At 69.2% G+C, this 16664-nt stretch carries 18 protein-coding genes; 10 read left to right on the top strand and 8 right to left on the bottom strand.

Features of this window, described 5'->3' with window-relative positions; genetic code table 11:
* Positions 1-58 precede the first annotated feature (58 nt).
* Entirely contained in the window at positions 59-715 is a 657-nt protein-coding gene (locus tag ACSHWB_RS02135) for an SDR family oxidoreductase (RefSeq protein ID WP_439660398.1), read from the top strand.
* Between the two features lie 140 nt (positions 716-855).
* Complete coding sequence (locus tag ACSHWB_RS02130; protein WP_439660397.1) at positions 856-2322, top strand: multicopper oxidase family protein; 1467 nt, start codon at positions 856-858, stop codon at positions 2320-2322.
* Here the strand turns inward: ACSHWB_RS02130 and ACSHWB_RS02125 are convergent.
* Together ACSHWB_RS02125 and ACSHWB_RS02120 are read right to left on the bottom strand one after the other, a co-directional pair.
* Entirely contained in the window at positions 2319-2822 is a 504-nt protein-coding gene (locus ACSHWB_RS02125; RefSeq protein WP_439660396.1) for a GNAT family N-acetyltransferase, read from the bottom strand. The two genes, ACSHWB_RS02130 and ACSHWB_RS02125, sit on opposite strands and share 4 nt — an antisense overlap.
* Before the next feature lie 174 nt (positions 2823-2996).
* Positions 2997-3689, bottom strand: a complete 693-nt coding sequence (locus ACSHWB_RS02120; RefSeq protein ID WP_439660395.1) for a DUF2848 domain-containing protein — start codon at positions 3687-3689, stop codon at positions 2997-2999.
* 46 nt (positions 3690-3735) lie between these two features.
* Here ACSHWB_RS02120 and ACSHWB_RS02115 point away from each other — a divergent pair, with 46 nt between their 5' ends.
* Positions 3736-5094, top strand: coding sequence for an MFS transporter (locus ACSHWB_RS02115; RefSeq protein WP_439660394.1), 1359 nt, complete (start codon positions 3736-3738; stop codon positions 5092-5094).
* Here ACSHWB_RS02115 and ACSHWB_RS02110 read toward each other — a convergent pair.
* Complete coding sequence (locus ACSHWB_RS02110; protein ID WP_439660393.1) at positions 5055-5672, bottom strand: GntR family transcriptional regulator; 618 nt, start codon at positions 5670-5672, stop codon at positions 5055-5057. The two genes, ACSHWB_RS02115 and ACSHWB_RS02110, sit on opposite strands and share 40 nt — an antisense overlap.
* 43 nt (positions 5673-5715) lie before the next feature.
* Here ACSHWB_RS02110 and ACSHWB_RS02105 point away from each other — a divergent pair, with 43 nt between their 5' ends.
* The gene (locus ACSHWB_RS02105; RefSeq protein ID WP_439660392.1) at positions 5716-6492 is read left to right on the top strand and encodes a carbon-nitrogen hydrolase family protein; all 777 of its coding nucleotides are present in this window, start codon (positions 5716-5718) and stop codon (positions 6490-6492) included.
* Complete coding sequence (locus ACSHWB_RS02100; protein ID WP_439660391.1) at positions 6492-6830, top strand: cupin domain-containing protein; 339 nt, start codon at positions 6492-6494, stop codon at positions 6828-6830. Before ACSHWB_RS02105 ends, ACSHWB_RS02100 begins: the two co-directional genes overlap by 1 nt.
* On the opposite strand, the gene ACSHWB_RS02095 is transcribed toward ACSHWB_RS02100, so the two are convergent.
* From ACSHWB_RS02095 to ACSHWB_RS02085, 3 genes are all read right to left on the bottom strand, one after another.
* Positions 6827-7852: a hemolysin family protein gene (locus ACSHWB_RS02095; RefSeq protein WP_439660390.1), complete on the bottom strand. Its 1026-nt coding sequence runs from the start codon at positions 7850-7852 to the stop codon at positions 6827-6829. The genes ACSHWB_RS02100 and ACSHWB_RS02095 overlap by 4 nt on opposite strands.
* Positions 7849-9159, bottom strand: coding sequence for a hemolysin family protein (locus ACSHWB_RS02090; protein ID WP_439660389.1), 1311 nt, complete (start codon positions 9157-9159; stop codon positions 7849-7851). Before ACSHWB_RS02090 ends, ACSHWB_RS02095 begins: the two co-directional genes overlap by 4 nt.
* 108 nt (positions 9160-9267) lie before the next feature.
* Positions 9268-10284: a LacI family DNA-binding transcriptional regulator gene (locus tag ACSHWB_RS02085; protein WP_439660388.1), complete on the bottom strand. Its 1017-nt coding sequence runs from the start codon at positions 10282-10284 to the stop codon at positions 9268-9270.
* A 122-nt stretch (positions 10285-10406) separates the two neighbouring features.
* Between ACSHWB_RS02085 and ACSHWB_RS02080 the strand changes: the two genes are divergently transcribed.
* Genes ACSHWB_RS02080 through ACSHWB_RS02070 form a run of 3 tightly spaced genes read left to right on the top strand, consistent with a single transcriptional unit; the run spans position 10407 to position 13349 of the window.
* A complete protein-coding gene (locus ACSHWB_RS02080) occupies positions 10407-11549 on the top strand; it encodes a Gfo/Idh/MocA family protein (RefSeq protein ID WP_439660387.1) in 1143 nt (380 codons plus the stop codon).
* A complete protein-coding gene (locus ACSHWB_RS02075; RefSeq protein WP_439660386.1) occupies positions 11542-12561 on the top strand; it encodes a dihydrodipicolinate synthase family protein in 1020 nt (339 codons plus the stop codon). Before ACSHWB_RS02080 ends, ACSHWB_RS02075 begins: the two co-directional genes overlap by 8 nt.
* Positions 12543-13349, top strand: a complete 807-nt coding sequence (locus ACSHWB_RS02070; protein ID WP_439660385.1) for a sugar phosphate isomerase/epimerase family protein — start codon at positions 12543-12545, stop codon at positions 13347-13349. The genes ACSHWB_RS02075 and ACSHWB_RS02070 overlap by 19 nt, the downstream gene beginning before the upstream one ends.
* A gap of 114 nt (positions 13350-13463) precedes the next feature.
* Here ACSHWB_RS02070 and ACSHWB_RS02065 read toward each other — a convergent pair whose 3' ends face one another.
* Positions 13464-14498 (bottom strand): serine hydrolase, encoded by a 1035-nt coding sequence (locus ACSHWB_RS02065; RefSeq protein WP_439660384.1) that lies wholly within the window; start codon positions 14496-14498, stop codon positions 13464-13466.
* Between the two features lie 50 nt (positions 14499-14548).
* Between ACSHWB_RS02065 and ACSHWB_RS02060 the strand changes: the two genes are divergently transcribed.
* Both ACSHWB_RS02060 and ACSHWB_RS02055 read left to right on the top strand, forming a co-directional pair.
* Complete coding sequence (locus tag ACSHWB_RS02060) at positions 14549-15232, top strand: SDR family oxidoreductase (RefSeq protein ID WP_439664500.1); 684 nt, start codon at positions 14549-14551, stop codon at positions 15230-15232.
* Between the two features lie 164 nt (positions 15233-15396).
* On the top strand, positions 15397-15843 hold the full coding sequence (locus tag ACSHWB_RS02055) for a hypothetical protein (RefSeq protein WP_439660383.1): 447 nt from the start codon (positions 15397-15399) through the stop codon (positions 15841-15843).
* On the opposite strand, the gene ACSHWB_RS02050 is transcribed toward ACSHWB_RS02055, so the two are convergent.
* A complete protein-coding gene (locus tag ACSHWB_RS02050; RefSeq protein ID WP_439660382.1) occupies positions 15840-16646 on the bottom strand; it encodes an alpha/beta fold hydrolase in 807 nt (268 codons plus the stop codon). The genes ACSHWB_RS02055 and ACSHWB_RS02050 overlap by 4 nt on opposite strands.
* Between the last annotated feature and the right edge of the window lie 18 nt (positions 16647-16664).

Below are 16664 nucleotides of genomic sequence, written 5' to 3'. Positions count from 1 at the left end.
TGGCAAATCCAACTTACCTCGCTAACGTGAGTTGGGAAAGCCAACTTAGGAGGTAGTGATGGACTTCAACGGTGCAGCGGTGCTGGTGACCGGGGCGAACCGCGGGCTCGGCAGGGCGTTCGCGCAGGAGTTCGCCAAGCGCGGGGTGAAGGTCTACGGCGGTGCGCGCAACCCGGCGTCCGTGGTGGACGAGGGCGTCGTCCCGGTCCAGCTGGACGTGACCGACGACGCGTCCGTCGCGGCCGCAGCCAAGGAGCTCGGAGACGTCTCGATCCTCATCAACAACGCCGGCGTGCTCGTCGCGGGCGAGGACGTTGACAGCATCAAGGCAGAATTCGAGGTCAACTTCTACGGGCTCGTCCGGACGACGGACGCCTTCGCGCCCATTCTGAAAGCCAATGGCGGCGGCGCGCTCGTCAACGTGCTGAGCATCGCGTCGTGGATCGGCCGCCCGGCCTGGCGCGGCTACGCGGCGTCGAAGGCCGCGGGCTGGTCGCTCACCAGGTCGACCCGGGAAGCGTTGCGGGAGCAGGGAACCAACGTCATCGGTGTGCACGTCGGCTTCATCGACACCGACATGGCCGCGGACCAGACCGGACCGAAGACCAGCCCGGAGGATGTCGTTTCGCAAGTGCTGCAAGCGATTCAGAACGGTGATGAGGAAGTGCTCGCCGACGAGCGCACCCGTGCGGTGAAGGCCTCACTGGCCTCTTGAGACGGTCGGCCCTGCACACGCGGGACCATCGGAGAACTAGGTGTTACCCCTGAGCGCCCGGCGTAGGTTTCCGCCGCAATCCAACCGCTGCGGGAGCGTTCTCCTGATCGCATCCGCCTGGGGCGCTTAGGGGAACAGCGATGCTCAACAGACGAGGTGTGCTCGCCGCGGGCGGAATCGCGGCGGGCGTGTTCGGCGTGCCGAAGCTGCTCGCGCCGGCCGAGGGGCACGAGAGCGCGACGCACACCGAGCACGTGCCGGTGGCGTTCCAGGAGTCGAAGACGTTCTCCGGCGCCAGACCCGAGATAGTCCCGTGGACACGGCCGATGCCCGTGCCACCCGTGCTCAAACCACTGGTGTCGACCTCCAAGCAGGAGGTCTACCAGCTCTCGATCGAACGCACGACAGCCGAGGTCCTGCCCGGCCTGCAGTCGCCGGTCATGGGCTTCGGCGGTCAGTTCGTCGGCCCGACGATCAAGGCCAAGACGGGCCGCAAGACCCTGATCATGTTCCAGAACAAGATGGACGAGGCCGCGAACGTCCACCTGCACGGCGGCCACGTGCCACCGGAGCACGACGGTCATCCGAGGGACCTGATCGAGCCGGGCCGCACCCGCCTCTACCTCTACCCGAACTCCCAGCAGGGCACGACCCTCTGGTACCACGACCACAGCCACGGCACCGAGGCCGCGCACGTCTACTTGGGACTGCACGGCGCCTACGTGATCGAGGACGACTCCGAACGCGGCCTGAACCTCCCGTCCGGCGCCTACGACGTCCCGATCATGCTGCGCGACATCCAGTTCGACGACAGCGGCAACATCGTGGTCTTCGACGACCCGTCCAAGCGCACCACTGTCCTCGCCAACGGCGTGCCGCAGCCCTACTTCGAGGTCGCCGCCCGCAAGTACCGCTTCCGCCTGATCAACACGGCCAACCAGCGGATCTTCCACCTCCGGCTGACCGGCGACAAGTTCACCCGCATCGGCTCCGACGGCGGCCTGTACGCCAACTCCGTGGAGACGGAGGAAATCCTTCTCTCATCAGCGGAACGCGCCGACGTCGTCGTCGACTTCTCGAAGTACCCGGTCGGCTCGAAGGTCACGCTCACCGACTCCGTGGGCGGCGAGATCCTCCGCTTCGACGTGGTCCGCCGCGCCTCCGACTCGAGCCGCGTCCCGGCCGTCCTGCGCCCGCTGCCCTCGATGCCGCTGTCCACAGTGGACCGCGAGGTCGACCTGTTCTACGTCTTCAAGCCCAACGACCGGCCGGACGGCGTGATCAACGGCAAGGTCTTCGACATGGACCGCGTCGACTTCACCATCAAACGCGGCGCCACCGAGACCTGGCTCATCAAGAGTTCCGACCCGACCGGCGTCAAGCACAACTTCCACCTGCACCTGGTGCAGTTCCGCGTGCTGGAGCGCAACGGTGGCCCGCCCCACCCGAGCGACGCGGGCCTCAAGGACACCATCCCGATCACGGCGGGGGAGACGGTGAAGGTGCAGGCGACGTTCACCGGCTACACCGGCCGCTACGTCTACCACTGCCACTTCCTGGAGCACTCGTGGATCGGGATGATGGCGCAGTTGGAGATCGTTCCCTAGCGGCGCAGCTCCCACACCACGTCCACCCCGACGCGGTTGCCGATCGCGGGTTCGCGCGGCGGTGTGCGACGGTCGATCTCGGTGAACCCGAGGCGCCGCGGCACACCGCTGCTCGCGACGTTGGCCTCGTCGTGCCAGATCTGGATCCTGCGCACGCCTTCCAGCGCGAACGCGAACTCGACCAGTTCGGCGGTCGCCGCCGTGGCGTGGCCCTGTCCGGTGTGTGCGGGGTGGAGCCAGTAGCCGATCTCCACGAGATCGTCCCCGTGGTTCCGGTTCGCGGTCACCAGACCGACGATCGCGTCGTCGACGGTGATGGCATGGGGGAACAGCGTCCCGTTGTCCCAGCCCGTCGCGGCTCCGTCGAGGAACTCCGCGAGCATCGCCGCGTCGTAGCCGTTGGCTGCCCACGGCATCCACAGGCTCAGATGCGCGAGCGACTCCGTGACGGCCTGGAACAGCTCCGCCGCGTCAGCGTCACCCAGTCTCCGGAGCTTCATACTTCACTTTGTAGCGCAGGTGCGTGACGGAGTCGCTCTCAATTACCGAGAGCGGGCCCTCCAGCGAGCGGTGTAGACCTTGCCCATCTTGTGCCTCCCTGTGTCGTGTCCTTCACAGGTGCGTCGAACGCGGCGACCGCCGGATCGACGCGGGTCCGCCGGTCGCACACCGGCTCAGCCGATGGGGTCGGGCAGCCTGGTGACCTCGTAGTCGCAGTCGATGACGTCGCCGGTGGCCGGGTCGCGCAGTTCGACTCGCCACTTCGACGCGAACTGGTCGACGCCGTGGTGCATCGGGATCGTGCCGGACAGCAGCACCGTGCCCGGCTTGAGCTGACCGAGCTCGCGCAGCCGGTCCACCCAGTACTGCGGGGTCAGCAGCTCGGCGAGGGTGCCGCGCTGGATCTCCACGCCGTCCGCCCACGCGGTGAGCTCGATCGTGTCGATCCGGTCCGCCACCTCGGACAGCCGCCACGCCTTGCGGCCCAGCACGTCCGGGCCGGCGTTCTTGCTCCACGCGACGCCGTGCACCTCCAGCGCGCGGTCCGTGTGGTCGCATGCGACGGTCAGCAGGACATCTGAGTCAGTGACCACGAGCGCCCACTCGGCTTCGCCGGACGTCTTGCCGTGCTGCGCGGGAACCGTCGAGGTCTGCTGCGCGAGGTACGGCGACACGGGGTAGAGGCTCGGCGTCACGGACGGCGCCGGCACGCCCAGTTCGGCCAGTTCGCGCACGTGAGCGGCTACGTCGTCCTGGCTGCGACCTGCGTATCCGCCGTTGAGCAAGGTCGTGACGGCGACCTCGGCGGTGCTGCCGTCTGGAAGGTCGAAGACCAGCGTGGCGAGCTGTGTACGAGCAGTAGACATCCGGTACTCCTTGCGCATACGAGTTGTATACAGGCAGTATTACCGCATGCCGCCCCACACAGCAACGACACCGACGCCACAGGACGTACCTCGCTCCGCCCTGGTACGGGCGTTCGTGGCCTCGCTCTCCGGTACCGCCCTGGAGTGGTACGACTTCGCGATCTACAACGTCGCCGCGGCCGTCGTGCTCGGCCCGTTGTTCTTCCCCAGCGAAGAGCCGCTGACCGCGACGCTGCTCGCGTTCTCGACGTACGCCGTCGGGTACCTGTCCCGGCCGCTCGGCGGGTTCCTGTTCGGCCGGCTCGGCGACAAGATCGGCCGCAAACGCGTGCTCGTCACGACGTTGCTGATCACCGGCATCGCGACGCTGCTGATCGGTCTGCTGCCGACGCACGCCGCGATCGGTCCCGCGGCCGGTGTCCTGCTCGTGGTGCTCCGGTTCGCGCAGGGCGTCGGGCTCGGCGGTGAGTGGGGCGGCGCGGTGCTGCTGTCCAGCGAGTACGGCAAGCCGGAGCAACGCGGTTTCTGGGCGAGCGCCGCCCAGATCGGCCCGCCCGCCGGCAACCTGATGGCGAACGGCGTGCTCGCGCTCCTCGGCGTCGCGCTGTCGGACGCCGCGTTCATGTCGTGGGGCTGGCGCGTGGCGTTCCTGCTGTCCGCGGTGCTCGTGATCTTCGGCCTGTGGATCCGGGTCAAGCTGGAGGAGACGCCGGTCTTCAAGGCGATCGAGGCACGCGGCGACCGCCCGACCGCGCCGATCAGCGAGGTGTTCCGCACGCAGACCCGGCCGCTCATCGCCGCCGTGCTGTGCCGCGTCGGCCCGGACGTGCTGTACGCGCTGCACACCGTGTTCGTGCTGACCTACCTCACGACCCAGCTGAAGCTGCCGCGCAACGTCGGTCTCGTCGCCGTGCTGATCGCCTCGGGCTTCCAGCTGTTCCTGATGCCGCTGGCCGGCTGGCTGTCCGACAAGGTCAACCGCCGCGGCCTCTATGCGGTGGCCGCGGTCCTCGGCGCGGTGTGGCCGTTCGTGCTGTTCCCGCTCATCGACACGAAGTCGTGGCCGCTGATCGTGCTCGGCGTCGTGGTGGGACTCGGGTTCCACGCGTTCATGTACGGACCGCAGGCCGCGTTCATCTCCGAGCAGTTCAGCGAACGCCTGCGCTACACGGGAAGCTCGCTCGCCTACACCCTGGCCGGTGTGATCGGCGGCGCCATCGCCCCGTTGCTCTTCACCGCGCTGCTGGCCGGGTTCGGCACGTGGGTGGTCGTCGGCCTGTACGTCACGGTGGCGTGCGTGGTGACGCTGGTCGGGCTCTGGCTCGGCCGCGACCCTCGGCCGGAAGACGAGATCCGGCCTGACGTTCAGCCGTTGAGCAGCACCTTCAACGTGGTGTCCAAGTGAGCGGTGATCGCCGCGGTGGCCGCGCCGACGTCTCCGGACTCGAGCGCGGCCACGATCTCGTCGTGCTCGTGGATGACGGCCTGCTGCCTGCCGTGCGCCCGGTACAACGCGACCACACCCGCGCGCACCTGCCGTGCGCGCAACCCCTCGTAGGTCTTCGTCAGCAGCTCGTTGCCCGTCGCCGCCACCAGAAGCGCGTGGAACTGCCTGTCGACGTCGATGAACTGCCGAGGGTCCTCGACCAGGAACCGCTGCTGCTCGATGAGCTCCTGCATCTTCCGCAACGGAACGGTGCCCTCGGTCATCGTGCGCTCGGCCGCGTACCGCTCGACGACGCCGCGCAGCTCCATCAGCTCGCTGATCTGCCGCGAGGACAACGGCGCGACGTAAGCACCCTTCTTCGGCACGAGTTGCACGAGGTCTTCGGCCGCGAGCAGCAGCAGGGCCTCGCGGATCGGCGTGCGGGAGACGCCGATCTGGTTGGCGACGTCCTGCTCGCTGATGAACCGCCCCTGCATCTCAGGGGCGGCGAGAATCGTGTCCTTGAGGAACTCGTAGGCCTTTTCTCTGCCAGACAAGCTGTCTGCACCCTGCATACAACATGTATACCAGAGGAGGATCATGCGCTTCGCGTTGTGCCAGATCAGCTCCACGGCTGATCCGCAGGAGAACCTTGCCACCGTCCGCGCCGAAGTGGCGACTGCTGCTGCAAACGGCGCACGCGTGGTGCACTTCCCGGAAGCCACTCAGTGCCGCTTCGGCGTGCCGCTGAAGCCGATCGCCGAACCGCTCGACGGCCCGTGGGCCACTGCGGTCCGCGACATCGCCGACGAGCACGACGTCGTCGTGGTCGCCGGCATGTTCACGCCGGGCGAGGGCGACAGGGTCACCAACACGACCCTCGTCACCGGCGCCGGCCTGCACCTCGGCTACGACAAGATCCACCTGTTCGACGCGTTCGGCTTCCGCGAGTCCGACGCCGTCACGCCCGGCGAGAAGCCGGTGACGTTCGAGGTCGACGGCACCACGATCGGCCTCGCGACCTGCTACGACGTCAGGTTCCCCGAACTCTTCCGCGCCCTGGCCACCACGGCGCCCGTCATCCTGCTCGGCGCCTCCTGGGGAGCGGGCCCCGGCAAGGCCGCCCAGTGGGACCTGCTGGTCCAGGCCCGTGCGCTGGACGCGACGTCGTGGGTCCTCGCCTGCGACCAGGCAGACCCGAACGCCGACCACGGTTCCGCCCCCACGGGAATCGGCCACAGCGCCGTCGTCGACCCGATCGGCTCCGTGCGCGAGCGACTCGGCGGCGCCCCCGGCACGATCGTGTCCGATGTGGACGTCCACCTGGTCGACGAGGTCCGCGCGAAGCTGCCCGTGCTCGCGAACCGGAGGTTGTGATGCGCGAGGAACACGAGTTCTTCCCGGTCGCGGCGATCGACTGGCGCCCGGCCGATCCGGGCGTCACCGAACGGGTCCTGAGCCGCGACCCGGACACCTCGACCCTCACCAGGATCGCGCGCTGGGAACCAGGTCTGGAGACCCGGGGCGTGATCCGTCACGACTACCACGAAGAGGTCTACCTGCTGGAAGGCGAGCTCACCGACCTGACGCTCGGCAGGACGTTCCGGGCAGGCGACTTCGCGAGCCGCCGACCCGGCATGCCCCACGGCCCGTACCGGACGGACGAGGGCTGCACGATGCTCGAGATCCGCACAGCCCCCGGCGAAAGCCGCTAGACCCAGCGCACGTGGGTGCCGTCACGAACGGTGCCCACGTACTCCTCCACCAGGTCCTCCAACGCCACGACACCGATCACGGTGCCGTCTGCCCCCACTGCGCGCGCGAGGTGCGACTGGGCCCGGCGCAACGCGGCCAAGGCCTCGTCCAGCCGAGCACTCACGGGCACGTCGGGCAGGCCGCGCACCCGGTCCCGCGGCACCGACGTCTCCGCGCCCTCCAGGTCCAGCACGTCCTTGACGTGCAGGTACCCGATCAGCCCCGCCTCGGCGAGCACCGGGAAACGCGAGAACCCGGTCGTGGCGACCACGTTCTCGATCTCACCGACGGTCGGCGTGGCCGACACCGTCGTCAGCTTCTCCAGCGGCACCAGGACGTCGGCCACCGTGCGTGCGGCGGACGACAACGTCTGCGTCAGCCGCCGGTGTTCCGAGTCCTCCAGCAGCCCCTCCGAGCGGGACTGGCCGATCAGCAACGCCAGCTCGTCCGGCGTGTAGGCCGACTCCAGCTCGTCGACCGGCTCCACGCCGAACCGGCGCAGCACCCACCGGCCCACGGCGTTGAACAGCGCCAGCACCGGCGCGATCATCCGCGAGAACCCGTAGTGCACGGGGACCAGCCACACCGCGGCCCGTTCGGGACCGGCGATGGCGAGGTTCTTCGGCACCATCTCGCCGAGGATCGTGTGCAGGGCGACAACGATGACCAACGCCACCGCGAACGCCACACCGTGCACCACGGCCAACGGCAACCCGACGGCGCCGAGGGGCCCCTCCAGCACAGAAGCCAGAGCAGGTTCGGCGATGGCACCGAGGCCCAGCGAGCACAGCGTGATGCCCAGCTGCGCGCCCGCGATCAGCAACGGCAGCTCCTGCGACGCCTTGATCGCGGTACGGGCCCTGGCGGACCCCTTGTCCGCCAACGCCTCCAGCCGGTCCCGGCGCGCGGTGATCACCGCGAACTCGGCACCGACGAAGAACGCGTTGCCCGCCAGCAGGAAGAGGATGATGAGGAAGTTCATGAGGACGACACCACCCGCAGCTCGGCCACGCGGTGCTTGTCCATCCTCATGACGGTCACCCTCCACCCGTCGACGCGGATCTCGTCGCCGACGTCCGGGATCCGCCCGAGCCGCGCCAGCACCAGGCCGGCCAGCGTCTCGTAGTCACCCTCGGGCATCAGGAACCCGGTCGCCTCGGCCACCTCGTCGTCGCGCAGCAGCCCGGACACGATCCAGCTGTCCGCTCCCAGCGAGCGCACCGGCGCGGCCTCACCGCGGTCGTGCTCGTCACGGACGTCGCCGACGATCTCCTCGACCACGTCCTCCAGCGTCACCATGCCGGCCGTGCCGCCGTACTCGTCCACGACGAGCGCGGTCTGCAGCCCGGACGCCCGCAGGCGGTCCAGCAGGGCGTCACCCTCGAGCGTCTCCGGCACCGAGTACACGGGCCGGGTCAGCGCCGACAGGGGAGTGGACACGCGCAGTGCGGACGGCACGGCGAACGCCTGCTTGACGTGCACGATGCCGCTCACCTCGTCCAGCGACCCGTTGTGCACCGGGAACCGCGAGAAACCGGTCTGCCGCGCCTTCATCACGAGGTCCGCCACGGTCGCGTCGGCGCGCAACGCCTCGATCTGCACGCGCGGCGTCATCAGCTCGCCCGCGGTCCGGTCGCCGAAGCGCAGCGACCGGTCCAGCAGCACCGCGGTGCCCTGGTCCAGCGTGCCGTGCTCCGCCGACGTGCGCACCAGCGCGCCGAGCTCCTCCGGTGACCGCGCGGACGCCAGCTCCTCGACCGGTTCGACGCCGAGGCGCCGCACCAGCCAGTTCGCGGAGTTGTTCATCCAGTTGATCAGCCAGCGGAAGACCGTCGAGAACCCCGCCTGGATGCTGACCACGCCTCGCGCGGTCTCCAGGGGCTTCGCGATCGCCAGGTTCTTGGGCACGAGCTCGCCGAACACCATCGACAACGCCGTGGCGATCGCCAGCGCCAGCGCCAGCGACAACCAGTCGGCCACCGGCTCGGACACGCCGACGGCGGTGAGCCCGGGCTCGATCAGGTTCGCGATCGCGGGCTCCGCGATGTAACCGGTGATCAGCGTGGTCAGGGTGATGGCGAGCTGTGCGCCGGAGAGCTGGAACGAGAGAGTGCGATGAGCACGGTCGATGGTCCGCGCTTTCGCGTCGCCGACCTCGGCGACGTGGCGTTCGACGGTGCTCCGTTCCAGCGCGGTCAGCGAGAACTCCGCCGCCACCGCGATGAAGGTGCCCGCGGTCAGCGCCACGACGGCGAGCAGACCGAGCACGCTCAGAAGTATTCCGGTCACCTACGCGCTCCAAGCGAGCGGATGACCGGGTTGGTATGCCAGCCAGGGCCAGACCCCATGGGGACGGCTCAACTCCTCATGACTAAGTACGTGAATAGCCAGACGAGTCTAATTGTGGGCAGTCGACGCCCTGAGCACCACCTCACCCGCCACCCGGACGGTGCGGGCCTCGTCACCCCCGGCGTCCAGCACGAGACCTGCGGCGATCTCGCCCATCTCCTCCAGCGGCAGCCGCACGGTGGACAACGCCGGCACCGTGTCGCGCAGCGTCGGGATGTCGTCGAACCCGGCGATCGAGATGTCCTCCGGCACGCGTACACCTCGTTCGCGCAGCGCCGCCATCGCACCCATCGCCATCACGTCCGTCACGGCGAACACGCAGGTAGCACGCGATTTCGACCCCAGCAGCTCCATCGCGGCGGCATACCCGCCGTCACGGGTGAAGGCGCCGTTGACCACCACCGGCGGCGCGATCCCGGCGTCCGCGAGACCGGCCTTGAACCCGGCGAGCCGGTCGCGGGCCACCACGAGCTCGGAAGGTCCACCCAATACGGCGAACTTCTTGTGCCCTAGCCCGGTCAGCGCACGGGCGAGCGCGCGACCACCCGCGCGGTTGCCAGGAACGACCGTGTCGGTGCGGAGCTTCGCCTGCGACACGCACGCGACACGCCCACCCTGCTCGGTGAACGCGTCGATCTCCGCCGCGAGCCGGGCCTGCGCGGCGCGGTCCGTGGTCCGGGACCCGGCCAGCACCACCGCACGAGCCCGATGCGCACGCAGAGTGGAAAGCAGCTCCGCCTCACGCTCTGGACGGCGCCCCGTCGTGCCGAGGACGACCGAGAGTCCGGCGGCCTCGGCCACCCGCGTCACCCCGGCCGCGATGCACGAGAAGTACGGGTCCGTGATGTCGTGCACCACCAGCCCGACCAGCGAGCTGGAGTTTCGAGCGAGCGCCTGTGCGGACGCGTTCGGCACGTAGCCGAGCTCCTCAGCGGTGCGCAGGACCCGTTCGCTCAGGTCCTCGCTCACCTGCCGCGTGCTGCCGTTGAGCACGCGAGAAGCGGTCGCCAGCGACACACCCGCCTGCTTCGCCACCTCGGCGAGCGTCACCTGTCGGGCGGACACGACCACCTCCGTCAACGTGCATGTGAGCGCTGAGACTAACTCGCGAGGAGGTTGACGGCCGTGAAGCACCGCGATTAGCGTGGCGGGAAAGCGCTTTCCAGCGCTGCTACCAGGGAGGTGCGATGGCAGTCAGGACCATTGGCGTGGCGGTCAACGGCGTCACGGGGCGGATGGGATACCGCCAGCACCTGGTCCGTTCACTGCTGCCGTTGCGCGACGAGGGCGTGCGGTTGCAGGACGGGACCGTGCTGAAGGTGGAACCGGTCCTCGTGGGCCGCAACGCGGACAAGCTCAAGGAGATCGCCGAGCGGCACGACCTCGCGCGCTGGACGACGGACCTCGACGCGGCGCTCGCGGACCCGTCCGTGGAGGTCTACTTCGACTCGCAGGTCACGTCGAGGCACGTCGAGTCGATCACGAAGGCGCTCGAGGCCGGCAAGCACGTGTACACCGAGAAGCCCGTCTCCGACACGGTCGAGCAGGCGCTGGAGCTCGCGCGCCTGGCCGACGCGCGCGGCCTGCGGCACGGCGTGGTGGCGGACAAGCTGTACCTGCCGGGCATCCGCAAGCTCAAGCGCCTGATCGACGGCGGCTTCTTCGGCCGGATCCTCAGCGTGCGCGGCGAGTTCGGCTACTGGGTCTTCGAGGGCGACTGGCAGCCCGCGCAGCGCCCGAGCTGGAACTACCGGGCAGACGACGGCGGCGGCATCGTCTCGGACATGTTCTGCCACTGGAGCTACCTGCTGCACGACCTGTTCGGCCGGGTCGAGGCCGTCACCGCGAAGGCCGTGACGCACATTCCAACCCGGTGGGACGAGCAGAGCAACGCCTACGAGGCCACCGCGGACGACGCCGCGTACGGGATCTTCGAGATCGCGAACGGGGTGATCGCCCAGATCAACTCGTCCTGGTGCGTGCGGGTGCGCCGCGACGAGCTGGTGGAGTTCCAAGTGGACGGCACCGAGGGGAGTGCGGTCGCGGGGCTGCGGGAGTGCTTCGTGCAGCCTCGCGCCGTCACGCCGAAGCCCGTGTGGAACCCGGACCTGCCGGTCACGCACCCGTTCCGCGACCAGTGGCAGCAGGTGCCGGACAACGAGGAGTTCGACAACGGCTTCAAGGTGCAGTGGGCGGAGTTCCTGCGGCACGTCTACGACGGCACGCCGTTCCCGCACGACTTCCGCGCCGGGGCACGGGGTGTCGCGCTCGCGGCGGCCGGTCTGCAGTCCTCTTCGGAGGGTCGCCGAGTGGAGATCGCCGATGTCTAGCCGGATCGTGTTCGCCGCGGCACACGTAGTGGCGAAGGACGAGAGCACGGTGGACTGGGACGCGACTCTCGCGTTCCGGCACCACCTGTGGTCGCACGGCCTGGGTGTCGCGGAGGCCATGGACACCGCGCAACGCGGCATGGGCCTGGACTGGCCGACGGCCGCCGAGCTCATCCGCCGCAGCGCCGCCGAGAAGACCGGCCGGATCTGCGCGGGCGTCGCCACCGATCACCTCACCGGTGAGCCGAGCCTCGACGACGTGCTCAACGCCTACCTGGAACAGCTCGACGTCGTCCAGGAGGCCGGCGCGCAGCCCGTGCTGATGTGCTCTCGGCAGCTCGCGGCGGCGGCCCGTGGTCCCGAGGACTACGAGAAGGTCTACGGCACGTTGCTCGACCGCGTCAGCGAACCGGTGATCCTGCACTGGCTCGGCACGGCGTTCGATCCGAAGCTGGAGGGGTACTGGGGTTCCGCCGAGATCCCCCAGGCCACCAGGAACTTCCTGGAGATCATCCACTCGCGGCCGGACAAGGTCGACGGCGTGAAGGTCTCGCTGCTCGACGCCGACCACGAGATCGGGCTGCGGCGCGCGTTGCCGGACGGCGTCCGCTGCTACACCGGCGACGACTTCAACTACCCGGACCTGATCGCGGGCGACGAGCAGGGCCACAGTCACGCGCTGCTCGGCATCTTCGACCCGATCGCGCCGGTGGCGGCCCGTGCCCTGGCGGAACTGGCCAAGGGCGACACCGCCGAGTTCCACCGGATCATGGCGCCGACGGTCCCGTTGTCCCGCCATCTGTTCAGCGCCCCGACTTACTACTACAAAACGGGCGTGGTGTTCTTGGCGTGGCTGGCAGGGCATCAGGAACGGTTCGAACTCCTCGGCGGCCTGGAATCGGCGCGCAGCGTCGAGCACCTGGCCGAGGCGAAACGGCTCGCGGAGATCGCCGGAGTGATCGAACCGGAGTTCGCGGAACGGCGGTGGCGCCAATGGCTCGCCTCTCGCTGAACCAGGCCACCATCAAACGCGCGACGGTCGCGGAGGCCGTCGACGGGTGTGCGCGGCACGGCATCGAGTCGATCGGCCTGTGGCGTGAACCGGTGGCGGACCACGGCTTGGAGCGCACCGCCAAACTCGTCGCGGACGCCGGGCTGCGGGTGTCCTCGTTGTGCCGCGGCGGGTTCCTCACGGCGGTGGACAACCGGAGCGCGCTGGACGACAACCGCCGCGCGATCGACGAGGCGGCGGCGTTGCGCACCGACACGCTGGTCATGGTGGTCGGGGGAGTGGCGGCCGACAAGGACCTCGTCGGCGCACGTCAGCGCGTTGCCGACGCCATCGCGGAACTGTCGGTGTACGCGGCGCAGGCGGGCGTGGTCCTGGCGCTCGAACCGATGCACCCGGTGTTCTGCGCGGACCGCGGCGTGCTGTCGACGTTGGCGCAGGCGCTGGACATCGCCGAACGGCACGAGTCGGTCGGCGTCGTCGTGGACGCGCTGCACGTGTGGTGGGACCCCGATCTGGACGCGCAGATCGTGCGCGCGGGACCGCACATCGCGTCGTACCAGGTGTGTGACTGGCTCACGCCGGTGCCCGCGGACGTCCTGCTGGGACGCGGTTATCCCGGCGACGGCGACATCGACCTGGACCGCCTGACCCGGCACGTCGCGGCGACTGGGTACTCGGGGGACGTCGAGGTGGAGATCTTCAACGCGGCCATCTGGGCGGCGGACTTCGACGAGGTGATCGAACAGGTGACGCGCAGGTACCACGACGTTGTGGAACCGGCGCTCTGACACCGACGCGGGGAAGCCGGTCGTCGACGGCGGCGACGACCGACCCCGGCGTTGGTACCTATATATCTGAAAACCGGTGGTGTTTGGTGCGAGTTCCCGATAATTCTCGGGAAATCAGCCGCCGTTGACGAACCTGTAAACCTTTGCGCGGTGCCTGGGGCGCGTGGTCGTGATCTTGATGACCGCGTCGAACATGGACCGTCCGAGCTCCGCGCGGGCCGCGACGGCCGGGTGCGTGGTGCTGAAGTCCTCGTCGTTCACGGCCTTGTCACCGGAGAAGGTGCCTGAGGCGAACATCGAGTAGATCAGGATCGCCCGGTTGTCCGCGCTGAACATGATCCCGGCCTCGTTGCGGCCGTCCTCGAACCAACCGGCCTTCGTGGCGACGCGCAGACGCTCGTTCGTCGTGAGGTTGAGCCGCACGCCGTCGGTGAAGCTCGCCGTCGCGCGCAGGATGTTCAGCAGGTACGCGGTGGACTCGGCGGACAGCAGCTGACCGTCGACCAGCTTCTGCAGCAACGTGTGCGTCTCGCGTGCCGTCGTCGTGCCGAGGAAGAACCGGTTCGGGTTCGCCACCGGGACGACCTGGGTGTGCACGAAACCCTTGGACCGCAGAATCTCGTTGATCTCCAGCGCCGGCGCGACCAGGCCGCACAGGCGGACCGCGGTGTTGTCCGAGACGGTCAGCAGGTTCGCCAGCGCGTGGCCGACGGTGACCTCGCTCGGGTATGCGCCGTCGAGCGCGAAGATGCCGTCGGTGTCCTGGATGACGATCGCGGCCGACACGGTGACCGTCTGGTCGAGCCTGATCAGCCCGCGGTCCACCTTGTCCAGCACGGCGACGGCGACGGCGATCTTGTTGACGCTGTAGGCCTCGACGACCTTGTCCGCGTCCTCGTCGACGGCGGACTTCGTCGCTCCGTCGAGGTCGGCGACCGTGATCAGCGACGACCAGCTGCCCTTCGCCTTGCGGGCCTGCCGCTTGTAGACCTGGGCCACGCGCTTGCGCGACCGGTCGGCCGTCGCCGGGGAGCGTTCGATCTCTACCTCCGCGTCTTCCTGCGCTTGTGCTGCACCGTTGGAGCCGAGCACGGCCGTCGCGGCCGCGACGGTTCCCAGCCCGAACACGGACCTGCGGTTCAAAGTCATGGGCGACATCAAAACAGGCGGCACTGACAGATCCCTGACTAGGGTTCCGGATCATGGAAAACGTCTTCGTGGTGACCGGCGCCTCCCGCGGAATCGGGGCGGCGACCGCCTCCCTGGCAGCCCAGGCGGGGTATCGCGTCGTCAGGGCCTCGCGCTCGGCCGAAGAATCTGTCGGTGATCGCGGCTGGGACGCCCGATGCGACGTTTCTTCCTGGGATTCCGTGCAGGATCTCATGACGCGCGTGGAGGCCCGCTGGGGCCGGATCGACGTCGTCTTCGCCAACGCGGGCGTTTCGGTGGACACCTCGTTCGTCTCTTCGGCGGGTGCGAAGCCTTCCGAATGGACGGACATGGTGGTCACGAACGTCTGCGGACCGGCCTTCACGGCCCGTGCCGCGATGCCGGCACTGATCCGTTCCGGCGGCCACCTCGTGCTGACCGGCTCCGCCGCCGGCCGGGGCGTCCGTCCCGGCAACCTGTACTCGGCGACGAAGTGGGCGATCACCGGCCTCGCGCAGGCGATCCGCGCCGAGGCGGTGTCCACCGGGGTCAGGGTGACGGTGGTGCAGCCGGGACTGGTCGACACCGACGCCATCCCGGCGTCGCGTGTGGATGACCCGAAGCTCGCGCCGGAAGACGTTGGCAGGGCGGTGCTCTACGCCGTGTCCCAACCGTCCACTGTGGACGTGAACGAGATCCTGCTGCGGCCCACCGGACAGGCCGCGCATCGCTGACGGGGTTGCTCCATGATCGTGCTCTTCGCGGCGGGAGGTGGCGGCGATCCCGAACGCCACCGCCCGTTGCTCGACCACTTCGCCGCCCGTGGGCGGGGCTCTGCCTCGCGGGCGCGACGCCGTGGAGCAAGGAGCGCGAACCCCACGCCTACGTCACCGGCACTTTGGGGGACACGATCTGGAAGGTCGGCCGCGACGGCACCGTGACGCCGTTCGCGCGCGACCCGCGGCTGGGCGGCGCGTCGTTCGGCAACAACGGGATCGTCTGGGACCCCAGGGGATTCCTCGTCACCGGCCACTACACGAACGGCACGCTGTTCAAGGTCACGCAGGATCGCGTCGAGGAGCTGCCCGCGCCCTCGCTGCCGGGCGCGGACGGGCTCACGCTGACGCCGCAGGGGCTGGTCGTCGTGACCAACAGCCTGGCGGCGCCGGGCAGGAACGCGGTCACGGTCCTCGACACCCGCACCTGGCAGGTGAAGACCCAGCGCGAGTGGGGGACCGCACCGACCACGGCTGCGCGCACGCCGTGGGGGACCTACGTGCTCAGCGGCCGAGTCGACCTGCTGGTGAAGGGGGAGACGACGGACGAGTTCAGCCTCGACCGCTAGGCGGTTTCACCCAGGAACTCCACCAGCAGCCGGTTCACCTCGTCCGGCCGCTCCAGATACCCGACGTGCCCGCACCCGGCGACCTCGGCGTACCGCGCGCCGGGGATCGCCTCGGCCACCTCGCGCGACAACCGCGGCGGCAGCACGATGTCGTCGGCGAACCCGATCACCAGCGACCGCACGGTGATCGCGCGGTAGGCGTCCAGGCGCGTGTCGTACTCGCCCAGGCCGAGCTGGATGCGTTCACCCGCGCTGAGCGACGAGCCGGCGAACTCGTACATCTGCAGCCAGTCGCGGGCGATCATCGGGTCGGTCAGCGTCGTCTGCGACAGGTTCCGCACCGCCGACGCCACCGAGTAGAACTGCGGCGGGATCTCGACGCCCTTGTCGTGCAGGTCGCACAGCGCCTTCGACCACGCCTGCTGCACCGGTTCGGGGCGGCCCGCCGTCGCCATCATCACCGCCGACCGCACCAGCGACGGACGCGTCAGCGCGAGTTCCTGGGTGATGCGGCCGCCCAGCGACGTGCCGATCACGTGCGCCGGTGCGCCCAGGTGCTCGATCACGGCGGCGGTGTCGGCGACCATGTCGTCGAGCGTGAAGCCGCCCGCGCACTCCGAGGACGGCTTGATGCCGCGGTTGTCGAAGTACGCGACGCGATAGCCGGCCTTGACCAGCGCGGGCACCTGGTAGGTGCGCCAGACCCTGCCGGGACTGCCGGTGCCCATGACGAGCACGACGAGGTCGCCGGAACCCTCGGTCTGGACGTTCAGGTCGATGCCGTTGAGCTGGACGAGCGCCATGCGCGAGATCCTAGAGAG

Source organism: Lentzea sp. HUAS TT2 (assembly GCF_051853195.1).
GTDB lineage: Bacteria > Actinomycetota > Actinomycetes > Mycobacteriales > Pseudonocardiaceae > Lentzea.
Note: the sequence above shows the minus strand (reverse complement) of the source record. Positions and strands in the feature narration are given on the sequence as shown.